The 17400-nt window shown below is 70.2% G+C and carries 20 protein-coding genes; 10 read left to right on the top strand and 10 right to left on the bottom strand.

Going from position 1 to position 17400, the window contains the following annotated elements; translation table 11 throughout:
• Positions 1-217 precede the first annotated feature (217 nt).
• Positions 218-643 carry a VOC family protein gene (locus tag ACRYCC_RS17080; protein ID WP_433813905.1) on the top strand — a complete coding sequence of 142 codons (426 nt, stop codon included), beginning with the start codon at positions 218-220 and terminating at the stop codon, positions 641-643.
• 153 nt (positions 644-796) lie between these two features.
• Here ACRYCC_RS17080 and ACRYCC_RS17085 read toward each other — a convergent pair whose 3' ends face one another.
• From ACRYCC_RS17085 to ACRYCC_RS17095, 3 genes are read right to left on the bottom strand one after another with little or no spacing between them, the layout of a single operon-like run.
• Complete coding sequence (locus ACRYCC_RS17085; RefSeq protein WP_433813162.1) at positions 797-1573, bottom strand: ABC transporter permease; 777 nt, start codon at positions 1571-1573, stop codon at positions 797-799.
• Complete coding sequence (locus ACRYCC_RS17090; protein ID WP_433813164.1) at positions 1570-3099, bottom strand: ABC transporter permease subunit; 1530 nt, start codon at positions 3097-3099, stop codon at positions 1570-1572. Before ACRYCC_RS17090 ends, ACRYCC_RS17085 begins: the two co-directional genes overlap by 4 nt.
• Positions 3096-4031 (bottom strand): ATP-binding cassette domain-containing protein, encoded by a 936-nt coding sequence (locus ACRYCC_RS17095; RefSeq protein ID WP_433813166.1) that lies wholly within the window; start codon positions 4029-4031, stop codon positions 3096-3098. Before ACRYCC_RS17095 ends, ACRYCC_RS17090 begins: the two co-directional genes overlap by 4 nt.
• A 184-nt stretch (positions 4032-4215) precedes the next feature.
• Here ACRYCC_RS17095 and ACRYCC_RS17100 point away from each other — a divergent pair, with 184 nt between their 5' ends.
• Positions 4216-4878 (top strand): response regulator transcription factor, encoded by a 663-nt coding sequence (locus ACRYCC_RS17100; protein WP_433813168.1) that lies wholly within the window; start codon positions 4216-4218, stop codon positions 4876-4878.
• Entirely contained in the window at positions 4875-6026 is a 1152-nt protein-coding gene (locus tag ACRYCC_RS17105; RefSeq protein ID WP_433813170.1) for a sensor histidine kinase, read from the top strand. The genes ACRYCC_RS17100 and ACRYCC_RS17105 overlap by 4 nt, the downstream gene beginning before the upstream one ends.
• 82 nt (positions 6027-6108) lie before the next feature.
• On the opposite strand, the gene ACRYCC_RS17110 is transcribed toward ACRYCC_RS17105, so the two are convergent.
• The gene (locus ACRYCC_RS17110) at positions 6109-7131 is read right to left on the bottom strand and encodes an aldo/keto reductase (RefSeq protein WP_433813172.1); all 1023 of its coding nucleotides are present in this window, start codon (positions 7129-7131) and stop codon (positions 6109-6111) included.
• A 263-nt stretch (positions 7132-7394) separates the two neighbouring features.
• Here ACRYCC_RS17110 and ACRYCC_RS17115 point away from each other — a divergent pair, with 263 nt between their 5' ends.
• The 4 genes from ACRYCC_RS17115 to ACRYCC_RS17130 all read left to right on the top strand — a co-directional run bounded on the left by ACRYCC_RS17115 (position 7395) and on the right by ACRYCC_RS17130 (position 10813).
• Positions 7395-8237 carry a helix-turn-helix transcriptional regulator gene (locus ACRYCC_RS17115; protein WP_433813173.1) on the top strand — a complete coding sequence of 281 codons (843 nt, stop codon included), beginning with the start codon at positions 7395-7397 and terminating at the stop codon, positions 8235-8237.
• Between the two features lie 124 nt (positions 8238-8361).
• Entirely contained in the window at positions 8362-8808 is a 447-nt protein-coding gene (locus ACRYCC_RS17120; protein ID WP_433813175.1) for an SRPBCC domain-containing protein, read from the top strand.
• Positions 8805-9158 carry an ArsR/SmtB family transcription factor gene (locus tag ACRYCC_RS17125; RefSeq protein ID WP_433813176.1) on the top strand — a complete coding sequence of 118 codons (354 nt, stop codon included), beginning with the start codon at positions 8805-8807 and terminating at the stop codon, positions 9156-9158. Before ACRYCC_RS17120 ends, ACRYCC_RS17125 begins: the two co-directional genes overlap by 4 nt.
• Before the next feature lie 230 nt (positions 9159-9388).
• Complete coding sequence (locus tag ACRYCC_RS17130; protein WP_433813178.1) at positions 9389-10813, top strand: MFS transporter; 1425 nt, start codon at positions 9389-9391, stop codon at positions 10811-10813.
• A 62-nt stretch (positions 10814-10875) separates the two neighbouring features.
• On the opposite strand, the gene ACRYCC_RS17135 is transcribed toward ACRYCC_RS17130, so the two are convergent.
• A complete protein-coding gene (locus ACRYCC_RS17135) occupies positions 10876-11172 on the bottom strand; it encodes a hypothetical protein (RefSeq protein WP_433813180.1) in 297 nt (98 codons plus the stop codon).
• A 26-nt stretch (positions 11173-11198) separates the two neighbouring features.
• Positions 11199-11903, bottom strand: coding sequence for a type 1 glutamine amidotransferase domain-containing protein (locus tag ACRYCC_RS17140; RefSeq protein WP_433813182.1), 705 nt, complete (start codon positions 11901-11903; stop codon positions 11199-11201).
• 64 nt (positions 11904-11967) lie between these two features.
• Between ACRYCC_RS17140 and ACRYCC_RS17145 the strand changes: the two genes are divergently transcribed.
• Positions 11968-12420 carry a hypothetical protein gene (locus tag ACRYCC_RS17145; protein ID WP_433813184.1) on the top strand — a complete coding sequence of 151 codons (453 nt, stop codon included), beginning with the start codon at positions 11968-11970 and terminating at the stop codon, positions 12418-12420.
• A 56-nt stretch (positions 12421-12476) separates the two neighbouring features.
• On the opposite strand, the gene ACRYCC_RS17150 is transcribed toward ACRYCC_RS17145, so the two are convergent.
• The gene (locus ACRYCC_RS17150; RefSeq protein ID WP_433813185.1) at positions 12477-12638 is read right to left on the bottom strand and encodes a hypothetical protein; all 162 of its coding nucleotides are present in this window, start codon (positions 12636-12638) and stop codon (positions 12477-12479) included.
• Between ACRYCC_RS17150 and ACRYCC_RS17155 the strand changes: the two genes are divergently transcribed.
• Positions 12637-12945, top strand: a complete 309-nt coding sequence (locus ACRYCC_RS17155) for an aldo/keto reductase (protein ID WP_433813187.1) — start codon at positions 12637-12639, stop codon at positions 12943-12945. The two genes, ACRYCC_RS17150 and ACRYCC_RS17155, sit on opposite strands and share 2 nt — an antisense overlap.
• Before the next feature lie 152 nt (positions 12946-13097).
• Here ACRYCC_RS17155 and ACRYCC_RS17160 read toward each other — a convergent pair whose 3' ends face one another.
• On the bottom strand, positions 13098-13790 hold the full coding sequence (locus ACRYCC_RS17160) for a TetR/AcrR family transcriptional regulator (RefSeq protein ID WP_433813189.1): 693 nt from the start codon (positions 13788-13790) through the stop codon (positions 13098-13100).
• Between the two features lie 51 nt (positions 13791-13841).
• On the opposite strand from ACRYCC_RS17160, the gene ACRYCC_RS17165 reads away from it, so the two are divergent.
• The gene (locus tag ACRYCC_RS17165) at positions 13842-14972 is read left to right on the top strand and encodes an FAD-dependent oxidoreductase (RefSeq protein ID WP_433813190.1); all 1131 of its coding nucleotides are present in this window, start codon (positions 13842-13844) and stop codon (positions 14970-14972) included.
• Between the two features lie 478 nt (positions 14973-15450).
• Here the strand turns inward: ACRYCC_RS17165 and ACRYCC_RS17170 are convergent, their stop codons facing one another.
• Together ACRYCC_RS17170 and ACRYCC_RS17175 are read right to left on the bottom strand one after the other, a co-directional pair.
• Entirely contained in the window at positions 15451-16452 is a 1002-nt protein-coding gene (locus ACRYCC_RS17170) for an ABC-2 membrane transporter-related protein (RefSeq protein ID WP_433813192.1), read from the bottom strand.
• Complete coding sequence (locus tag ACRYCC_RS17175) at positions 16449-17324, bottom strand: ABC transporter ATP-binding protein (RefSeq protein ID WP_433813193.1); 876 nt, start codon at positions 17322-17324, stop codon at positions 16449-16451. Before ACRYCC_RS17175 ends, ACRYCC_RS17170 begins: the two co-directional genes overlap by 4 nt.
• Between the last annotated feature and the right edge of the window lie 76 nt (positions 17325-17400).

The following is a 17400-nucleotide window of genomic DNA, read 5'->3' on the forward strand; positions in this document are numbered from 1 at the left end:
GCCCACAGGGTCTACGCCACCCGCATCCGAACGGCCAACGGCGGTAACTCCGCCTGAACCGGCTTGCTAACGCCGTTTTCCGTTCGGTTGCTGCTCAAGCCCCGTGTCGGTGGGTTCGCTGTCGAGAATGCGGCGCCGGCTCCGTCCCAGGTACACCAGTGGCCACGACGGGCCGCGCGACAAAGAACGAAGGAGAACCACCATGACGATTCAGCGGATGGACAACGTCGGCATCGTCGTCGACGACATGGATGCCGCCGTTGCCTTCTTCACCGAACTGGGCATGGAGCTGGAGGGCAAAGCGCAGGTCGAGGGCCCCTGGGTGGACCGCACCGTCGGACTCGACGGCGTCCGCTGCGACATCGCGATGATGCGGACCCCAGACGGCCACAGCCGGCTGGAGCTGGCGAAGTACCAGACCCCCGCGGCGATCGACGCCGGGCAGCATGACCAGCCGCATAACACGCTGGGCATGCATCGCGTCATGTTCGCCGTCGACGACATCGAGGACACCCTTGCCCGCCTGCGCCCTCACGGCGCCGAACTCGTCGGTGATGTGACCCGGTACGAGGACAGCTACCTGCTCTGCTACGTCCGCGGCCCCGAGGGGATCTTCGTCGGGTTGGCCGAGCAGCTCGGCTGATACGACATCTCCAGAGCCGTCCACTGACACCATCGAATCCAACGAGATGCCTCATGATCAACGAGACGGCCGGTTCAAGGGGCCATCTCTTTGATCATGGGGCACCCAGGTCAGGAGGGCCACAATGCCTCAAGGTCACGGATCGGTCCTGCTCTAGGCGTCGCGTTTGCGTAGCAGCAGGCCCCCGGCCACGAGCGCGGCGGCGGCCCACCCGGCGGTGACGCCAAGACCGGCCCAGGGGCTGAGGGGAAGGCTGTGCAGATCAGTGGTGGCCTGGATGGCGAGCCCGGCGCTCATCGGCCCGACCTGCTGGAGCAGGCGCTGCCAGTGCGGATCGCCGATCACCTGGGAGAGGATCGGGAGGAGGTAGAGCAGGCCGAGGACGACCCCGGTGCTGGTCGCGGAGTCCCGCACGATGGCCGCGATGCCGAGGCTGAGCAGGGCGATCAGGGTCAGGTAGAGGATCGACCCGGCGGTCGCGCGTAGCGTCGGCCCGTCGGCCAGGGACAGGGCAGGGAAGCCGCGGGTGGCTGTGAAGCCGTGGCGGGGCAGGATGAGCCGCCCAGCCAGCAGCGACCCGAGGACCGCGATGGTTCCGGCGACGGCGACGACGCCGGCGAGAGTGATGGCCTTGGCCGCGAGGACGGTGGCCCGATGCGGCATCGCCGTGAGGGTGGTGCGGATCATGCCCGAGCTGAACTCGCCGCTGATGACCAGTACGGCCAGGATGGCGGCCAGCGCCTGGCCGACCTCGACGCCGATGAGGCTGAGCTTGGTCAGGTCGCCGCCACAGCCGGCGGACGTGCATGTCACCACCGAGGTCGCCCCGGCGCTCAGGGCCACCGTCGCCGCGATCATGCCGAGCAGCAGCCACAGGGGGCCGGCGACGGTCCGTAGCTTCGTCCATTCCGCATGCAGCGCCGGACTCATGCGTCCCTCCTGCGAAGAAGGGCGGCTGCCACGGCCAGGCTTACCACCGCGTAGCCGGCCAGGACGGCGAGCCCGGCCCACGGTGCCAGCGGGTAGTACCCGTTGTACGGCGTAGAGATGCTCGTGACCTGGTGATACGGCACAAGCGTCTGCTGGACGGCGAAGGCCGCGGCCGGCGTCACCCGGGTCAGCCAGTCCGCCACGCCGGCGGGCATGAACGGGTTGGCGATCAAGACGTACGGCAGCACGATGGCCACGATGACGGTGGTGACCGCGCCGGCGCTGTGCCGGAAGATGGTGCCGGCGGAGAGGGCCAGGATCGAGGCGGTCGAGAGCAGCGCCGCGGTCCCGATCGCCACCCGTAGTTCGGTCGAAGACGCCACCGGGAAGATGTACACGCCGTTGGCCCGGGCGAGCCGCTCGCCGAGCGGAGCCGCGACGACCACTCCCACCAGCCCGGCGACGAAGGTGCCGGCTCCCAGCACGATCGCCTTGGCCGCCAGCACCCGGCTCCGCCTCGGGCTGGCGGCCAGGGTGACGCGGATCAGGTTCTGCCGGTATTCCGTAGTGATGTACAGCGCCCCTACGACGATCACCGCGATCAGGGCGGCGAACGTGCCGGTGAGGATGTCTCCGAGGGTGCCGCCGGTGGGCAGGGTTTCGCGAACGGCGGGCGCTATGTCGCCGGCACCGGTCACCGTGAAGCCGCCGTCAGATCCCGTGAACGAACCCGACGTGTGCTGCGGGTAGCCGGCGAAGCTGGGGGATTCCCGTCCCACCTGGTCGCCTGCCCAGTTGCCACCGGCCCAGCGCCCCTGGATACGAAGATCCCCGAAGACGGCCGTGGACGCACTGCCGCGCGTGCCCATGCCGTGCACGGAAGGCGGAGATGCGACGAACAGCCCGCCCTGCGCGGTCGGTCCGAGCCCCCTCACGTGCACGGTGCCCACCTTGGTCCAGTCCGTGCCGTCGGCGGAGGCGTAGCCGGTGATCGCGTCGCCCGAGCGGTCCAGCCGCAGCCGGCGAACGGACGCGGCGGAGACAGGGCCGGGGAGGCCGGCCGTGTCGTTGACGTAGTCGTGCTGCATCCGCACGCCGTGGCTGCCGGTGACCATGATCGCCGCGTAGGGTGATCCCTGGCGGGTGCTCTGCTTGATGATGAGCCCGGCCTTCGCCCACGGCACGATGCCAGGCCGCAGGTCCGCGGGACCCGTGGGGATGCTGCTCCTGAGCGCGGAAACGGAGACGGTGAGGCTGCCGTTTCCGGTCAGCGGCCGGTGCACGAAGTAGAAGCTGTCGGTGACCGGCTCACCGCCGGGTCCGGTCGGAACGGGCGGTGCGCCCTTCTGATTGGCACTGACCCCGGCGAGCAGGGCGAACAGCACCATCATCAGCGCCGCCGCCACCGTACCGGTCACCCAGCCCCGGACCGTCCAGAACTTGGTCCACTCCGCGTGCAGCACCTGGAGGAAGCCGTCCCGCTCACCCCGTTGGCCGGGTCGGTACGGCGTGGCGGTAGAGGTCATCGTGGTACCTCCGTGGGCGTCGCGGCGCGGAACTCGACCGCCTCGCGGGTGAGCTCCAGGTAGACGTCCTCGAGGGTGGCGCGGTGTGCTGATATCTCGGAGAACGGCACCGCGCTCTCGCTGAGCAGCGACACGATCCGATCCGCAGGCAGGCCGGAGACGGTGATGGTGTCGCGGCCGGTGGCCACCACGGTCGCGCCGGCATGCGCGAGCACCCTCATCGCGTGCGTACCGGCCGTGGTCCGGAGGGCCACCCGGCCCCCGGAGGCGGCCGCGATCAGGTCGGCCACGCCGGCGTCGGCGATGGCCTTGCCCCGCCCGGCCACGACGAGATGATCGGCGGTGTCCCGCACCTCGCTCATCAGGTGGCTGGACACCAGGACGGCGCGGCCCTGAGCGGCCAGCGACCGCAGGAAACCGCGCATCCAGATGATGCCGTCGGGATCCAGGCCGTTGAACGGCTCATCGAGCATGATGATCGGCGGGTCGCCCAACAGCGCCGCGGCGATCCCGAGCCGCTGGCGCATGCCGAGCGAGTAGCCGCCGGCCTTGCGCCGGGCCGCGGAGGTCAGGCCGACCTGCTCGATCACCTGGTCCACCCGCCGCGCGGCCAGGCCCTGTGAATGCGCCAGCCAGAGCAGATGGTGACGAGCGCTCCGGCCGGGGTGCAGCGCAGCCGCGTCCAGCAGTGAACCGACGTGGCTCAGCGGGTGCCGAAGGCTGTGGTACGGCCTGCCGTCGACGAGTGCGGTGCCCTCCTCGACCGCGTCCAAGCCCAGGATCACCCGCATCGTGGTGGACTTCCCGGCCCCGTTCGGTCCCACGAAGCCGGTCACCACACCCGGACGGACGGTGAAGGACATGCCGTCGAGGGCCAGGGTGGCTCCGTACCGCTTGCGCAGTCCGGCGACGACGATCCCTGGGGCGCTCATCGCAGCGAGCTCATGGTTCGAAATGGACTCATGCCGACGGTTGTACGCGGCACCCGGTTCCAGGCCGGTCGCAGCGGCTGCGACCCGGCTGGAACCTGGGATCTGGCATCGTTGAACGCATGGCACCTCGACCCGGCGGCCGGTTCGGCCGCCCCGCCCCCACGACGACCGGCGGTGAGCGGCGGTGAGGGTTCTCGTCGTCGAGGACTTCGAGGTCCTCGCCCGCTCCATCGGCACCGGGCTGCGCCGGGAGGGCATGGCCGTCGACGTCGTCCTGGATGGAACCGCCGCCCTCGACCGCCTGGCCGTCACCCGCTACGAGGTGGTGATCCTCGACCGCGACCTGCCCGGCGTCCACGGGGACGAGATCTGCCGGCGGCTCGCCAACGAACGCTCCGACAGCCGCGTGCTGATGCTGACCGCGGCCGACACGATCGAAGACCGCGTCGACGGGCTCAGCCTCGGTGCGGACGACTACCTGCCCAAGCCGTTCGCCTTCGCCGAACTGGTCGCCCGCATCCGGGCCCTGGCCCGCCGGGCCACCCCGCCGCTTCCTCCCACCCTCTCCTGCGCGGACATCACCCTGGACCCGGCTCGGCGGGTGGCCTTCCGCGCCGGCCGGCGTCTCGAGCTCAGCCCGAAGGAGTTCGCGCTCCTTGAATGCCTGCTGGCCTCGCCTGGCCTGGTCCTGCCGGCCGAGGAACTACTCGAACGAGTCTGGGACGAGGCGGCCGACCCCTTCACGTCTGCGGTCAAGCACACCATGCACCGGCTGCGAGCCAAACTCGGCGACCCGCCAGTGATCGAGACCATCCGCGAAGGCGGCTACCGGATCGGGCCACCATGACCGGCCCCCGGCCACTCCCCAGACGGTCCCTTCAGGCCCGGCTCGCGCTCTTCTACGCCGCAGGCATCTTCGTCGCCGGGATCGTGGTCCTCGCCATCGTCACCGTCCCCCTGGTCGGCATCCAGTCCACCGTCCCCGCCCACAGCTCAGCGCCAGGCACGATCACCGGCACCGGCCGGGGGATCGGCCCGCACCAGCTCCTCGTCGGCTCCGCCGTCGCGCTCGTCATCCTCATCCCCATCGCCCTCGCTGCCGGCTGGTTCGTCGCCGGCCGATTCCTCAGACCCCTGCGAGCCATCACCGACACCGCCAAGGCCATCTCCGCCGGAAACCTCCACCGGCGTCTCGACCTCGGCGAGCCCGCCGACGAGCTGACCGAGCTGGGCTGCATCCTCGACGACCTGTTCGCGCGCCTCCAGGCCTCCTTCGACGCCCACCGGCACTTCGTCGCCAACGCCTCCCACGAGCTACGCACCCCCCTCGCAGGCCTGCGCACCCTCCTCGAAGTCGCCCTGGCCGACCCCGACGCCGACGCCGACACCCTGCGCTCGGCATGCCAGGAGGCCCTCGCCCTCGGCGGACACCAGGAACGGCTCGTCCAAGCACTGCTCGCCCTGGCCACCAGCGAGCGCGGCGTCACCCGCACAGACACCCTCGACCTCGCCCAAGTCGCCGCAGGAGTGCTCGCCTCCCGTCGCGACCAAGCAGCACGGACCGGCATCGATCTCGCCGAACACCTGGCGCCCGCAGTGACGGCCGGGGACCCGAGACTGATCGAAAGCCTCATCGCCAACCTCATCGACAACGCCATCCGCCACAATCGCCCAGACGGGCACGTAGAGATCACCACTCGGACCTCCGGCACGCAGGCGACCCTCACGATCACCAACAGCGGCCCGGTCATCCCCGACAACCAGATCCAGCGCCTCTACCACCCCTTCCAGAGACTGGCGCTCGACCGTCACAGCCGCAGCGACGGCTACGGTCTCGGCCTCGCCATCGTCAACGCCGTCGCCCAAGCCCACCACGCCACCCTCACCACCAGCGCACGCCCCGAAGGCGGCCTGGCCATCACCGTACGGTTCGCACACACCTCGGACCCGAACCCCCGACATCAGCGGGACGACTACGCAGAACTCGCGACCTGAGCGCATATCGGGGGCCGGCCGGCGGCGGTGACCCGCAGCGCAAGCGTGGGCCGCTACTGCTCCCGCGCCTCCTGGCGATGCGTCAGGCGGCGGTGCGTTCGCTGACGGGCCGGCGGCGCAGGCTCGCCTGCTGGAGAGCCGGTGGCACGTATGCCTGGTCGAGTGCGCCGACGTCGGTGCCCGGCGGGACGATCTCGTCGATCCGGTCGAGGATGTCGTCGGTGAGTGTCACGTCGATGCCGGCGAGAAGGTCGTCGAGGTGGCTCATCGTGCGCGGCCCGACGATCGCGCTGGTCACGCCGGGATGAGCGATCGCGAACGCCATGGCGAGGTGGGTCAGCGGCAAGCCGGCCTCCTCGGCGAGCGAGATGAACCGCTCGACGGCGTCGAGACGGCGCTCGTCGTTGAGGTGCTTGAAGAGGCCGGCGCGGCGGAGTTCGTTCTGCCGGCCCTTGCGGACGCGCCCCGTGAGCAGTCCCTGCCCGAGCGGGCCCCAGACCAGCGTGCCCACCCCAAAGCGCTGAGCGACCGGCAGCACCTCGCGTTCGATGCCGCGGTCGAGCAGCGAGTACGGCGGCTGCTCTGTGTGGAACCGGTCCAGACCGCGCCGCTCGGCGACCCACTGGGCTTCGATGATGCCGGACGCCGGCATCGTGGACGTCCCGATCGCACGGACCTTCCCGCTGTGGATCAGGTCGGAGAGCGCGGAGAGCGTCTCCTCGATGTCCGTGGTGGAGTCCGGCCGCTGGACCTGGTAGAGGTCGATGTGGTCGGTCTGCAGGCGGCGCAGCGAGTTCTCGACCGCGGTCACGATCCAGCGCCGCGAGGCGCCCTGGTGATTGGGGTCGTCACCCATCGGGCGGCCCACCTTGGTCGCGAGGACGACGTTGTCCCGTCGCCCCTTGAGCGCCTTGCCGACGACCTCTTCGGAGTCGCCGTAGACGTCAGCGGTGTCGATGAGGTTGATTCCCGCGTCCAGCGCATGGTGGATGATGCGGGCCGAGTCGTCGGGGTCGGGGTTGCCGACGGACGTGGCGAACATCAAGGCGCCGAGCGCATAGGGGCTGACCTTGATACCGGTCCGGCCGAGTGTGCGGTACTGCATGCGAAATCTCCCTTTCTCCGCAAAAGATCTAAATGCTCTGCAACGCCGACCAATCCGCGGAAGGCGGATGTTGCTGTCGTGCGGACGCCGCATGTGGCACGCGGCACCTCTGCGGTGCTCGTCTCGTCGCACCTGCGGGGGCGCCGCCGGTTCGCCGAGCCGGCTTCCAGCGTGCGGTGGTACGGGCGCCGGCGGGAGAGACGTCCTTATCCGGGGACGGGCGGTCCCTGGCTGCGGCCGGCTTCCCGCGGCATGGTGGGGGTGTGGACAGAACCGAACTGGCCGACTTCCTGCGCCACTGCCGTACCCGGCTCGTCCCTGCCGACGTGGGGCTCTCGCAGGGCGCCCGGCGCCGCACCCCGGGACTGCGCCGGGAGGAGGTGGCGCAGCTGGCGGGTATGTCCACCGACCACTACACGCGGCTGGAGCAGGCCAGGGGCTCACGCCCGTCCCGCCAGATGCTCGCCGCCGTCGCCCGCGCGCTGCGGCTGACCGGCGACGAACGGGACCACCTCTTCCATCTGGCCGGCGAGGAGCCCCCGCGCAACCGGCCGAGCACGGAGCACGTCCGCCCTGGCCTGCATCTCGTCCTCGACCGGCTGACCGACACTCCCGCCCAGGTGGTGAGCGACCGCGGCGACATCCTCGCGCAGAACGCGATGGCCAAGGCGCTCCACGGTGACGCGTCCGCCCGCCCCGAGGCGGAGCGCAACGTCGTCTGGCGCTACTTCACGGACCCCTCCGCACGGGAACTCTTCCCGGCCGAGGACCGTGACCGTGCCGCCCGCGTAACGGTGGCGGATCTGCGCGCCACATTCGCCCGCCGCCCGGACGACGCGCGGCTGGCAGGGCTCGTACGCCGGCTCCGCGCCCGTAGCGAGGAGTTCTCGGCTCTGTGGGACACCCACGATGTCGCCGTACGCCGCGCTGACATCAAACGCTTCCTGCATCCGGTCGTCGGCCTGCTGGAGCTGGACTGCGAGGTACTGCTGAACCCGGAGCACGACCAGCGGCTGATCGTCCACACCGCCCGTCCGGGCAGCAGGTCCTACGAACGGCTGGAGCTGCTGCGCGTGGTCGGCCTCCAGGATCTGACCCCTGGCTGAACCGCGCGGCCGGTCGTCACGTGCTGGGTTGCGTGAGATCTGGTGCAACCCTTGGGTTGCGTCTGGAGCTATTGATGTGCAACTCTGGGGTTGCACCCAATGGTGATAGCGAAGGAGTCTGCACATGAGCGAGGATCGGATCGAACGCGAGACCCTGATCGCGGCGTCCCTGGAGCGGGTCTGGTCGCTGGTGGCCGAACCCGGGTTCTGGGTGGCCGACAAGGCGAGCCTGCCCGGCACCGTGGCAAGGGAAGGTGAGTCGATGGTGGCGAAGAACCCGGAGTACGGCGACTTCCCGGTACGCGTGGAGAAGGTCGAGCCGCCGACGTACCTGGCGTACCGCTGGGCCAGCGCGTTCCCCGGACAGGAGCTGCGAGAGGACAACAGCACCCTGGTGGAGTTCACGCTGACCCCGGAGGGCGACAGCACCCGGCTCCGCGTCGTCGAGAGCGGGTTCGCTGCGCTGGCCGGCACCGAGGAGCTGCGCCACCAGGCGATGAAGGACAACAGCGGCGGCTGGCCCCAGGAACTCGACGCGCTCAAGGCACGCGCCGAACAGCCGTCCGTGTGACGGACGAACGCCCCGTCGCCGCCGAGGCCGTCGACAGCGTCCTGGCCGCCCTGGCCGACCCGACGCGACGGCAGCTGCTTGATCTGCTCGCCGCACAGGGCGAGGCCACTGCGACGACACTCGCCGAACGACTTCCCGTCTCGCGGCAGGCGGTGGTCAAGCACCTCACCGTGCTGGACGCCGCCGGGCTGGTCTCCGGGAGCCGGGTCGGACGCGAGGTGCGCTACACGGTACGGCCCGCGGCTCTGGACGCGACGGCGCAATGGATGACCGCGCTAGCGACCGACTGGGATCGGCGCCTGGCCAACATCAAACGCGCCGCCGAGGCCGCAGAGCGCGACCCGGACTAGCACTCCGGCTACGGCTCTCCGCGCGGGCTGCTCGGTCCGTCCGCCCAGAAAGGCGGATCGCCGAGCGGCCCGCGCCTGCCCCGCCCCCAGGGCGGCAGCGACCGCTCTCCGGGGATCCGGTTGAGATCCCCGATGACCTGCAAGAACACATCGCCGACCGGCTCTGCCGGCCGGCCCGGCAGCGTGCCGATCGTTGACAGCACCGGGTTCTCGAAGAAAAGGAATCGCTCGTGACTACCGAAACAACCCTGCCTCCACGTTTCAGCGGCAGGCAGCGGTTGATCCTGTTCGTCCTGCTCGGTGCCGGGTTCATGCTGTCCGTGGACTTCTCGATCCTGAACGTCGCGCTGCCGGAGGTCGGCGCGGGCGTCGGGCTGGATGTGACCGGGCTCCCCTGGATCGCCTCCGCGTACGCGCTGCCCGCCGCCGGCTGTGCCCTTCTGTTCGGCCGGATGGGGGACCTGTTCGGCCGCCGCAGGCTGTTCCTGTCCGGGGTGGTCCTGCTGACCGGGGCCTCGTTGCTCGGCGGCTTCGCGTCCGGCCCCGAGACGCTCCTGGCCGCCCGCGCGCTGCAGGGCTTCGCCACCGCGATGGCCATCCCCGCCGCGTTGTCACTGCTCACCACCACTTTCACGGAAGGCGCAACCCGCGACCGCGTCCTCGGCCTCAACGGCGCGCTGCTCTCCGGCGGGTTCACCGTCGGCGCGCTGGTCGGCGGCACTCTGGTCAGCCTGATGAGCTGGCGGGCCGCGTTCTTCATCAACGTCCCGGTCGCCGTGGTCATCCTGCTGCTCACTCCCTTCCTGATCCGCGAGAGCAGCCTGCCGGACCGGGTGAAGCTGGACCTGCCTGGAGCGGTGACGGTGACCGGCGGTCTGCTGGCCGTGATCTACGGGGTCATCGAGAAGAACATCCCCTCGGGCGTCGCCGGTGTGCTGCTGCTGGCCGCGTTCTGGGTGATCGAGCTGCGCTCGCCCGCGCCGCTCGCCCCGGTGCGCATCCTCAAGCGGCCCACGGTGAAGTGGGGCAACTACGCGGGGCTCGTGGTCTTCACCATGGAGACCGCCATGATCTTCCTGATGACGCTCTACCTGCAGAGCATCCTGCACTTCTCCCCGCTGATCACCGGCTTGATCTTCGGCGTCCCGGGTCTGGCGGCCGTGGCCGCCGGGGTGATCGCCGGGCGTTTCATCGGGCGCTTCGGCAGCCGCACGGTCCTGGCCGTGGGCATGTCCGTGCAGGGACTGGCGACCCTCCCGCTGGTGTTCCTCGGCGCCGATCGCGTGGCGCTCGCGGTCCTGGTCCCCGCGCTGTTCATCGGGTTCTTCGGGCACGTGACCTCCATCGTGGCGTACACGGTGACCGGGACCTCCGGTCTGCCCGAGGAGGAGCAGGGCCTGGCCACCGGCCTGACCTCGATGACCCAGCAGGTGGCCATCACCGTCGGTATCCCGATCCTGAGCTCGGTCGCCGCGACGCAGAGCGGGGAGCTGACCGGCATCCACCTCGCGCTGAGCGTGAACGTGGCGGTGACGCTCGCCAGCGTGGTCTTCATCTGGTTCGGGCTGCGTCCGCGCGGCGAGCGCCGCCCGGCGCCGGCGGCCGTACCGGTGCCGAAGGAGGCCGAGGAGGCACTGGCCGCGTCTTCGGACTGAGCAGGTGCTGACCCGGGCCGGGAACTCGCCGGGACCTGGGGGAGATGCCGCGCACGATCGGCTTACTCGGCGAGCTCCAGCATGGGTTCGCCACAGGATTGGCACCCGGCGTGGACATCGAGGTGGTTGAGGATCTCGGCGTACTCGGAGTGGCCCTTGAGGGCCGCGGCGGCGGCGAGCAGGTAGCGGGTGCTGATCTGATCGTGCTCCGCCGCGGCCAGGGTCTCCGCCAGCAGGGTCAGGGCCTGGGGGAGTGCCCGCCGATAGGCATCGGCGAGGTCGTCGGGCAGGTCGGCTGAGGTCTCCGTATTCGCCGGAGCACATGGCCATGAGCCCGACCACGTAGAGGTAGTCGTCACGCTGGGCTGGAGGCAGGTCGGATCGATCACCCGGTACGCGCGGGAAGGACCTTGAGCAGTCGTTCGGCCAGGGCGGCTGCCGAGGCGGGGTTCTGTCCGGTGAACAGGTTGCGGTCGACCACCGTGTAGGGCTTCCACGCCTCGCCCTTGGTGAAGTCGACGCCCAGGCCGATGAGTTCGTCCTCCAAAAGCCAGCGGGCCTTCGGGCCGATCCCCACGGCGTTCTCCTCCTCGTTGGTGAACGCGGTGATCCGGTAGCCGGCGAAGGGCGATACGCCGTGGATCCTGGTCGCCAGCATCGCCGCCGGGGCGTGGCAGACGATGGCGAGGGGCTTGCCGGAGGCGAGCGCCGCGGTCACCAACCGGCCGGCGTCCGCGTCGACGCACAGGTCTTCCATGGGGCCGTGGCCGCCGGGGAGGTAGACGGCGTCGTAGTCCTCCAGGCGGGCGTTCGCCAACTGGAGTGGCCTTCGCATCACCTCTGCGGAGCGGATGATGGCCTCGAGTTCGAGGGCGATCTGAGCGCTGCCGGCCATCTCGGGGCGCAGGCTCATCATGTCCACGGTCGGGATCACCCCGTGGGGCGTCGCGACCACGACCTGGTGGCCGGCCTCGGTGAGCGCCTTGTAGGGGGCCGCGAACTCCTCGGCCCAGTAACCCGTCGCGTACCTGGTGCCGTCCTTGAGCGTCCAGTACGCCGCCCCGGTCATCACGAAAAGTAGCTTCGCCATCGGGCAACCGCCTCCTCACGTGCGGCTGATGCGGTTGGCGCACATCTGTTACAGACGACATTCTATGACCGAGTGTGATCGAGGCCACACGGCGGTGCGCGCCGCACCGCAGGGCGCGTCCATCTACGGCGCCGGCTCCTTCGCCGAGGTCGGCATCCTCCTGCCGTTGCCCAAGGAGCACATCCAGTGGGACCCCGGAACCTTCGAGGAGGAGACGGAGAACGCCCGGGACACCTGGGAGATGCTGGGCGGCCAAGAAGGCCTCGGCATCGACCCGAAGCACATCCTCGCCTGGGGCATCACCTCAGGCCCCGACATCCTGTGCTGGCTGACCACCGACCCCGACCCCGACGACTGGCCCGTCCTGTGGTCTGTGGCCGACACGCCAAAGACGACTTCACTCTCTTTCCGTGGGCATGGTCGAATTCCTCCGCGGGCTGCTCCTGGACGAGTACGACCCCTACCCCCTCAGCATCGACCTCCGCGGCGCCTCTCCGCGCTACGTGCACTGGCTTGAACAACAAAGGCGCTGGGGGCGGGCTTGGACCCCAGCTCCGGTGAGCCAGGACGGCTTCATCCCGGGATGCCGCTGGTGATGTAGTGGTGCAGGTGGGACGTGCCCTCCAGCATGGCGGCGGCCGTCCGAGTCAGGGCGGCATGGCGTTCGGCGATGGCGGCGCGCAGCGCCTCGCTGCTGCCGGTGCGGCGCAGGCCGTCGAGGATGGCCCTGAACATGTACAACCTCGCCCACCGCCACGACGACGACCTCGTCGACCAGCTCGCCGCTGACGGCATTGCCTACGTGCCGTTCTTCCCCCTGGGCGGTTTCACGCCCCTCCAGTCGCAAGCCCTCTCGCAAGTCGCGAGTCGGCTGGAGGCGACGCCGATGTCGGTCGCGCTGGCCTGGCTGATGCGGCGCTCGCCGAACATCCTGCTCATCCCCGGCACCTCGTCCACCGCCCACCTGCGCGAGAACACCGCGGGTGCCGGACTGTCCCTCTCCGACGAGGATGTGGCCGAACTGGACAGCATCGGCCACTGAACAAGCACCGGTTTCCGATGTTCCCGGCCGCGGATCAGTCCTCGCTCTCCTCGTCGTCGCCGGCCGCTGGGTCGCGCAGGGGCCGCAGGCCCCATCCGGCTGGGGTGGAGGCGCGGAAACTGTAGCGGCCGAGCACGTTTAAATCTTGAGTGTCACGTCGGCGGCCGGGCGAGTTTGGCGGCCACGGCGTCGAGGACCCAGTCCAGGCCGGTCGCGAAGGACGCTTCGGCGTCCACCTCCGTGCCGTCGTACACGGCCTTGGTCAGCGCCGGGAAGCGGCCCGTGGCCAGCATCTTCCTCAGATGCGGGCCGGAGGCGCGCTGCCAGTCGCGCTTGGACAGGCCCGTGGCGCGCTCGGCCCGCAGGTTTGCGATCTCGCGTCTGATCGCGCCAGTGACGTAGGCGCTGACGGTCTCCACGGCGCGCATGACGGTGTCGAGGTCGGTGAGGCCGTCGAGCGCGGCCAGCGTGGCCTCGGTCACGGAGAGGGCGTTGGGGCCCAGGGTCGGACGGCCGCCGAGCAGGTCGGCCAGCCATTCGTGACGGAGGGTGGCCTGCCTGGTGCGGTGGGCGCGGACGCGCAGCACCTCCCGCCAGTCACCGGGCTGCTCCTCGGGGAGGATCTCGGCGTAGACCTCGTCCACCATGAGGTCGAACAACTCCTCCTTGGTGGAGATGTATCTATACAGCCGCATCGGGCCGGCGTCCAGCCGGGCGGCGACCTTGCGCAACGACACCGCCTCCAGCCCGCCCTCGTCGGCCAGCGTGATGGCGGCGGCGACGATCCGCTCCCGGTCGAGCGGCGCGGGGCGAGTCGGCGGCTCCGGCCGGTCCCACACAGTCATGGTCACACCGTCCTGTTGCGATACATCGTCATGGAGATACAGTGTATCGACATGAGACACCGTATTGCCGTGATCGGGAGCGGCCCCGGCGGCCTTGCCTTCGCCCGTGTCCTGCACCGCCATGGTCACCCCGTCACCGTTCTCGAGCGCGATCCTGCCCCCGACGCCCGTTCGCCAGGCGGCACCCTGGACCTGCACGAAGGAATGGGCCAGCTCGCACTGGAGAAGGCGGGGCTGCTGGCGGAGTTCCAGGCGCTGTCGCGTCCCGAGGGGCAGGCCATGCGCATCCTGGACACGAACGGGACCGTCCTTCGCGACTGGAAACCCCGTCCGGGTGAACGGGCCAATCCCGAGATCGACCGCGGGCAACTCCGCGACCTGCTAATCGGCCCCCTCGACGTCCAATGGGGGCGGCGCGTGACGGAGGTAGTGCCGCAGACCCATGCAGGCGTGCTCGTCCATTTCGCGGACGGGCGACAGGAGACGTTCGACCTCGTGATCGGCGCGGACGGCGCCTGGTCCAGAGTCCGCCCGGCGATCTCGTCCGCGATGCCGCACTACACCGGCGTCACCCGGGTCGAGACCTCCCTGGACGACATCGACACCCGCCACCCTGACCTCGCCCGGTTGATCGGCGACGGTTCCGTGGCTGTGTACGGCGTGAACCGCAACCTCGTCGCCCAGCGCAACAGCGGCGGCCACGTCAAGGTGGGCGCCCAGTTCCGCGCGCCGCTGGACTGGCACACGGACCTGGACCTGGAACTGGCCGACGCCGAGGCCGTGCGATCAAGCCTGCTGGCTCTCTTCGACGGCTGGGCCGCTCCCGTCCTCGACCTCCTCCGCCACGGCACCGCTTTCGTCCACCGCCCCCTCTACGTCCTGCCCGTGTCCCACACCTGGGCCCACGTCCCCGGGGTGACGCTGCTGGGTGACGCCGCCCACCTGATGCCCCCATTGGGGGCGGGTGCGAACCTCGCGATGCTGGAAGGCGCCGAACTCGCCGAGTCCATCGCCGCCGCCCCCGGCCCTGGAGATCTGGACGAGGCCGTCCGCGCCTTCGAGGAGCAGATGTGGGCACGGGCCGGCAGATGGGCGAAAATCACGACAGCCGGTCTGGAACGCCTCGTGAGTCCGGACCCAACTCAAGCCCTCGCCGTCTTCGACGAAGTCCAGCCATCCTGACCGCCGAATTAATAACTGCGGCGGACCGCTGTCCCACCACGCGCCTCCCCGAGCCCTCAGAGCAGGTTGTAAACGCCACTGACCAGCGACAACACCACACATAACGACTGGTGGCAGGTTCCTATCAATGGGTGCTCAGGCGCCGAGGCCGAGGTCGAGGCGGCGGTCCATGTCAATGTCGATCGTGCCGTAGAGGTTGGCGCTGGACCAGAGCAGAGGCGAAGGACCGCGTTTGCCGGCGTCGGTCAGCTTCTACTGCCAGGCTGGGTCGGTGGGCTCATCCCTGAACTTCCCGTACGCCTCGGCCTGCTCATCAGTTAAGAACTCAACCGGCACGTGGCCAGGCTAGCGGGGCCTCCGCCCGATCAGTGAGCCGTCCTTCGAACCCCTGCGAGGAAGATCCCTTCCGTGATATCGACCCCCGAGGCCATGATCAATCTCACCGATACCCACGGTTCGATTGATCCCCGAGGCCGGTTCACGACAGGCGGTGGCGGATCCACCAGGTGCAGAGCCCGCCCAGGAGCCCGGCGAGGACGAGGTAGATCACGGTTTCGTACAGCTGCAGGGCCCAGAAACGGCCGGCGGGCTGGTAGGTCACCTGCTGCCGGTAGCCCAGGCGGGTGAACCTGGCGAGGCATTCCCGGCTCGCCGGCCCGGACCCCGAGCCCGGTGGGCAGCTGAGCATCCAGGAGGGCACCGGGGCCGGGTGTCCGGCCGCATTGACGGTGTGCTGGGAGATGACCCAGGCGCCGGGCTTGTCGATGGTCACGGTCAGGTTGTTGAACATGTTGAGGTTCATCAGGTTGGCGTTGGTGACCGTCGTGGTGAGGTGCTCGGGGGCGACGAGGTGGGGCCGGACCCCGACGGACATGGTGACCTGGACGACGGCGAAGACGGCCAGCACGATGGCCATGGCCGGCAGGGTGCGGCGGACGATGACCCCGATGGTGACGCCGAGGACGAAGGCGAGCGCCGCGTGGCCGACGGGGACGAGCCCGCGTGCGTCGAATATCTCGGGTGACAGCCGGGGGAAGATCAGGAGCCCGGGGCCGGGCATGCCGGTGACGTTGCCGATGGCCTCGTCGATGGGGCCGGCCCACCAGGTCACCGCGAGGCTGAGCAGCCCGGCGGCGGCCATGGCGGCCAGGCCGGTGAGGCCGAGCTTGGTGACCAGCCAGCGGGTGCGGGTGGTCTGGGTCCAGGCCAGCCGGTGGGTTCCGGCGTCCAGCTCGCGGGTGACCAGCGGGGCTCCCCAGAACAGGCCGATGATGAACGGCAGGGCGAGCACGGCCAGGACGCCGGCGACGTACAGGCCGGTGCAGGTGCCGCTGATCTCTCGGAGGAAGTCGTTCCCCCTGGTGCGGTACTGGTGCGCCAGCCGGGGGCCGGTGGCCGCGAGGGCGACGGCGAAGACGGCGATCGCGCCGTAGACCACCGCGGCCTGGGTACGGAACTGGCGCCAGGTCAGCCAGATCATGGGTGAACCTCCAGTGCGGAAGCGGACATGCTCATGTAGGCCAGGACGAGGTCTTCCAGGCCGACCGGGCCGACCGTCCAGGCGGGGCCGTCGGGCGCGGTGTCCGCGCGGACGAGCATGGTGGTCTGCCGGTCGGTGCGGTGGGCCGAGACGACCTCCACCCCGGCGGGCAGGGCGTCCGGGTCGAGACGCGGCGCGGTGAGCAGGTGGTGTGTGGCCAGCAGGCCGGTGACGTCACCGGCCACCCGCACGCGGGAGGCGACCAGCACGATGAGGTAGTCGCAGACCCGTTCCACGTCGGAGACCAGGTGGGAGGAGTGCACGACGCTGAGTTCCCGCCCGGCGGTGGCGTCGCTCAGGTCCCGCAGGAACTCCCGCCGGGCGAGCGGGTCGAGGCTGGCGACCGGCTCGTCGAGGATCAGCAGCTCGGGCCGTTTGGCGATGGCGAGAGTGAGGGCGAGCTGGGCGCGCTGGCCGCCGGACAGGTTCCCGGCCCGCCGGCCGGGCGCCAGGCCGAGCCGCTCGATGCGGGCCCGTGCCAGGGTGTCGTCCCAGCCCGGGCTGAGCCTGGCGCCGAGCTCGAGATGCTCGGCGACGGTCAGCCGGGCGTAGGTGGGCGTGTCCTGGGCGACGAAGCCGACCTTGGCCAGCTGCGCCCGGCCCCCGGCGGGACGCCCGCCGCACACCTCGATCGTGCCCGCCGTCGGTGCCAGCAGACCGGCGGCCAGGCTCAGCAGGGTGGTCTTCCCGGCCCCGTTGGGGCCGACCAGCCCCACGACCCGCCCGGCCGGGATCTCGAGGGTGCACTCTGACAGCGCCCAGCGCCGCCGGTACCTTTTGCCCAGTCCCTGGGCCCGCAGAACGGCGGTCATGCCATGTCCTCCTGGGTGATCGGCCGGAAAAGCATGCCGCTCACTGTGCGGGTCCCCGCCTGGCACCCGCACCGGC

The sequence above is a fragment of the Actinomadura scrupuli genome (genome assembly GCF_050971785.1).
In the GTDB taxonomy this organism is placed as follows: domain Bacteria; phylum Actinomycetota; class Actinomycetes; order Streptosporangiales; family Streptosporangiaceae; genus Actinomadura_E; species Actinomadura_E scrupuli.

Bases quoted from the DNA above. Each gene is read 5' to 3' on its own strand.
- ACRYCC_RS17080 (WP_433813905.1), top strand. From the start codon at position 218: ATGGACAACGTCGGCATCGTCGTCGACGACATGGATGCCGCCGTTGCC.
- ACRYCC_RS17085 (WP_433813162.1), bottom strand. From the start codon at position 1,573: ATGAGTCCGGCGCTGCATGCGGAATGGACGAAGCTACGGACCGTCGCC.
- ACRYCC_RS17090 (WP_433813164.1), bottom strand. From the start codon at position 3,099: ATGACCTCTACCGCCACGCCGTACCGACCCGGCCAACGGGGTGAGCGG.
- ACRYCC_RS17095 (WP_433813166.1), bottom strand. From the start codon at position 4,031: ATGAGCGCCCCAGGGATCGTCGTCGCCGGACTGCGCAAGCGGTACGGA.
- ACRYCC_RS17105 (WP_433813170.1), top strand. From the start codon at position 4,875: ATGACCGGCCCCCGGCCACTCCCCAGACGGTCCCTTCAGGCCCGGCTC.
- ACRYCC_RS17110 (WP_433813172.1), bottom strand. From the start codon at position 7,131: ATGCAGTACCGCACACTCGGCCGGACCGGTATCAAGGTCAGCCCCTAT.
- ACRYCC_RS17120 (WP_433813175.1), top strand. From the start codon at position 8,362: ATGAGCGAGGATCGGATCGAACGCGAGACCCTGATCGCGGCGTCCCTG.
- ACRYCC_RS17140 (WP_433813182.1), bottom strand. From the start codon at position 11,903: ATGGCGAAGCTACTTTTCGTGATGACCGGGGCGGCGTACTGGACGCTC.
- ACRYCC_RS17145 (WP_433813184.1), top strand. From the start codon at position 11,968: ATGACCGAGTGTGATCGAGGCCACACGGCGGTGCGCGCCGCACCGCAG.
- ACRYCC_RS17155 (WP_433813187.1), top strand. From the start codon at position 12,637: ATGTACAACCTCGCCCACCGCCACGACGACGACCTCGTCGACCAGCTC.
- ACRYCC_RS17150 (WP_433813185.1), bottom strand. From the start codon at position 12,638: ATGTTCAGGGCCATCCTCGACGGCCTGCGCCGCACCGGCAGCAGCGAG.
- ACRYCC_RS17160 (WP_433813189.1), bottom strand. From the start codon at position 13,790: ATGACTGTGTGGGACCGGCCGGAGCCGCCGACTCGCCCCGCGCCGCTC.
- ACRYCC_RS17165 (WP_433813190.1), top strand. From the start codon at position 13,842: ATGAGACACCGTATTGCCGTGATCGGGAGCGGCCCCGGCGGCCTTGCC.
- ACRYCC_RS17170 (WP_433813192.1), bottom strand. From the start codon at position 16,452: ATGATCTGGCTGACCTGGCGCCAGTTCCGTACCCAGGCCGCGGTGGTC.
- ACRYCC_RS17175 (WP_433813193.1), bottom strand. From the start codon at position 17,324: ATGACCGCCGTTCTGCGGGCCCAGGGACTGGGCAAAAGGTACCGGCGG.